This is a genomic window from Streptomyces cahuitamycinicus, assembly GCF_002891435.1.
Lineage (GTDB): Bacteria > Actinomycetota > Actinomycetes > Streptomycetales > Streptomycetaceae > Streptomyces > Streptomyces cahuitamycinicus.
The window spans coordinates 1-3,035 of the sequence record NZ_POUC01000661.1; the positions used below are offsets into that span (position 1 = coordinate 1).

Below are 3,035 nucleotides of genomic sequence, written 5' to 3' on the forward strand. Positions count from 1 at the left end.
GCGGGCGGGGGCACGCGCAGGAGATGCGTCACCAGGTGTTCTCCGGGCCGAGGTCGGGGGTGTCGGTGAGCAGGGCACCGGTGGCGGTGGTGCCCTGCATTTCCAGCAGGACGAGGTCGTTGGAGCCCGGACGCAGCACCGGCGCGGGGACGTACAGCGTGCGCTGCGGGCCGCGGTTCCAGTAGCGGCCCAGGTGGAAGCCGTTGACCCAGGCCTGGCCCTTCGACCAGCCGGGCAGGGAGAGGAAGGCGTCGGCGGGTGTGCCGACGTCGAAGGTGCCGCGGTGGAAGGCCGGAACGGTGAGCGGCGCGTCACCGGCCGGGGCGAACGGCACCGCGTCCAGGTCGCCGAGCGGCAGCGGGCGGCAGTCCCAGCCGGTCAGGTCCGTGCCGTTGAAGGAGACGGGTCCGAGCAGTCCCTTGGGCGCTCCGATGCGGGGGCCGTAGTTGACGCCGCCCATGTTTTCGACGAGGACCTCCAGCGTCGCACCGGGACGCGGCACGCGCACGGGCAGCGACTCGTCGTGGCGTTCGCTCTCCAGTAGGCCGACGGGCGCGCCGTCGACGAAGACCTGGGCGCGGTCGCCCACCCCGCGGGCGAAGTGCAGCAGCCCGTCGCCGTCGGCCGGGAGGGTGGTGCGGTAGAGGGCGTAGCCGGTGCGCTGCCCGAGCTCGTCCATGGTCACGGGCACGTCGGTGCGCACGGCTGCGGCGAGTGAGCCGGCGAGGGGCAGGAGCGCTGCCCGGCTGTCCAACTCAACCGCTGTGGTCGGGAGTTTGGGGCCCGGTGCCGGGGCGGGCTCGTCCGGCACGGTGGCATGGCGGGAGATGACCTCGCGGAAGGCGTGGTACTTCGGGCCCGGGTCGCCGCACTCGGTGAGGGCGGCGTCGTAGTCGTAGGACGTGACGGTGGGCGTGTAGGCGTGCTTGTGGTTGGCGCCGTTGGCGAAGCCGAAGTTGGTACCGCCGTGGAACATGTAGATGTTGACGGAGGCCCCGGCGGACAGCAGCCGGTCCAGGTCGGCGGCGGCGTCGGCCGCGTCCCGCACGTGGTGCGGACCGCCCCAGTGGTCGAACCAGCCGATCCAGAACTCGGCGCAGAACAGCGGTCCTTCGGGGCGGTGCTCCCGCAGCCGCTCCAGGGACCGCTCGACGCGGCTGCCGAAGGTCGCGGTCGCCAGGACGCCGGGCAGGCCTCCGGCGGCGAGATGCCCCGGGTCGGCCTGATCGCAGGTGAACAGCAGCTCCTCGACGCCGCGGGCCCTGAAGGCGTCGGCGAGGTGCTTCAGATAGGCGCTGTCGTCGCCGTAGGCCCCGTACTCGTTCTCCACCTGTACGCCGATGACGGGACCGCCCGCCGCGGCCATGTGCGGCCGGAGCGCGGGCAGCAGGAGGTCGAGGTAGCGGTCGACGACGCCAATGAAGCGGGGGTCGCTGGTGCGCAGCCGGATGTCCGGGTCGCAGGTCAGCCAGTCGGGCAGGCCGCCGCCGTCCCACTCGGCGCAGATGAACGGCCCGGGACGCAGCAGCACCCGCAGCCCCTCGTCCTGGGCGAGCCGGAGGAAACGGGGCAGGTCGAGGAAGCCGTCGAGGGCCAGGGGGCCCTCGGGACCGGGCTGGTGATGGTTCCAGGGAATGTACGTCTCCACCGTGTTGAGGCCCATCAGCCGCGCCTTGCGCAGCCGGTCGGACCACAGTCCGGGGTGGACGCGGAAGTAGTGCAGCGCGCCGGAGATGATCCGGAACGGCTCGCCGTGCAACAGGAATCCGTCGGACGTGGTCGTCAGGGCGGGCATGCGGAGCTTCCCTTCGGGACGGAGGAGTGGAGTCAGCGGGAGCGGGTGGCGCGGATCAGCCAGAGCGTGGCGGCCAGGCAGAGGGCCGAGACACCGCACAGCAGGAGCGGCACGGCGCGGACCCCGGACCACTCGATGGCCTTGCCCAGGGCCGGCCCCGCGGCGACACCGCCGGCCATGGAGGCCGCGATGACCAGGGCACCGGCCCTGCGGGCCCGCGGGGCGGCGCGGTTCAGCCAGGGCAGCCCGGTGGGGAAGATCGGCGCGATGAACAGACCGACACCGGCGTACGCGTAGGGCGCGAGGGCCGGGACGGTCGCGGCCAGCAGACACACCGTCATGCCCGCACACGAGACGGTGATGATGGCCTGGGCGGAGAAGCGCAGCGCGAGCGGGGCGACCAGGAACCGGCCGACGGTCATCATCAGCCAGTACACGGAGGTGGCGGTCGCGGCGACGCCCGCGCCATAGCCGACGGTCTCCAGATGCGTGGGCTCCCAGCCTCCGACACCGGCCTCGATGCCGACGTGCAGCACGTAGAGGACGACGAAGACGGCGAGCACCGAGCCGAGGCTCCGCCCGAGCACGCCTCGGCCTCCGCCCGGCTGTTCGGCGGGGGCGGGCACCTGGCTCCGCACGCCCCTCAGGCACAGCAGCAGCGGCAGGTTGGCGAGCGCGAAGACGAGGAAGACGGCCGGGTAGTGCTCGGAGCCGACCGCGCCGATCACGGCGGGGCCCAGGATGGCGCCGATGCCGAAGTGGGCGTTGAGGATGTTGAGCATCGCCGTCGAACGGTGGCCGAAGCCCACGGCGAACAGCTGGTTGAGGCCGTAGTCGATACCGCCGAAGCCGAGCCCGGCGAGCAGGGCCGCCGCCAGGGCGGTGGGCCAGTCGGGCGCCAGCGCGAAGCCGGCGGCGCCGACGGCCATCAGCAGATACGAGCTGCCGAGGATCCGCCGGTTGCCGACCCGCCCGTAGAGCCGGTCGAACAGCAGCACACCGGCCACACCACCGACGAAGTGAGCACTCAGTCCCAGCCCCGCGGCGGAGGGAGACAGCCCGAACTCCGCGCGCAGCGCCGGGATCGCCGGCCCGTACAGGGCCTGCAACGCCCCGATGAGTACGAAGCCGGCACACGAGGCCACCACGGCGGCCCTGCTGAACAGGGGACCGGACGGGGCGGGGGAGAGACGGGCAACGCGCTCTTCGATCACGAGGACTCCGAAGGACGGGCCACCGG

The 3,035-nt window shown here is 72.8% G+C and carries 2 protein-coding genes; both read right to left on the reverse strand.

Annotated elements, in window-relative coordinates; genetic code table 11:
- Positions 1–28 precede the first annotated feature (28 nt).
- On the reverse strand, positions 29–1,795 hold the full coding sequence (locus C1J00_RS41165; RefSeq protein WP_102913944.1) for a glycoside hydrolase family 35 protein: 1,767 nt from the start codon (positions 1,793–1,795) through the stop codon (positions 29–31).
- A gap of 32 nt (positions 1,796–1,827) precedes the next feature.
- The gene (locus C1J00_RS41170; RefSeq protein WP_245936715.1) at positions 1,828–3,009 is read right to left on the reverse strand and encodes an MFS transporter; all 1,182 of its coding nucleotides are present in this window, start codon (positions 3,007–3,009) and stop codon (positions 1,828–1,830) included.
- Positions 3,010–3,035: the final 26 nt, after the last annotated feature.

Excerpts from the sequence above, each read along its gene's own strand:
- C1J00_RS41165 (WP_102913944.1), bottom strand. The coding sequence starts at position 1,795 with ATGCCCGCCCTGACGACCACGTCCGACGGATTCCTGTTGCACGGCGAG.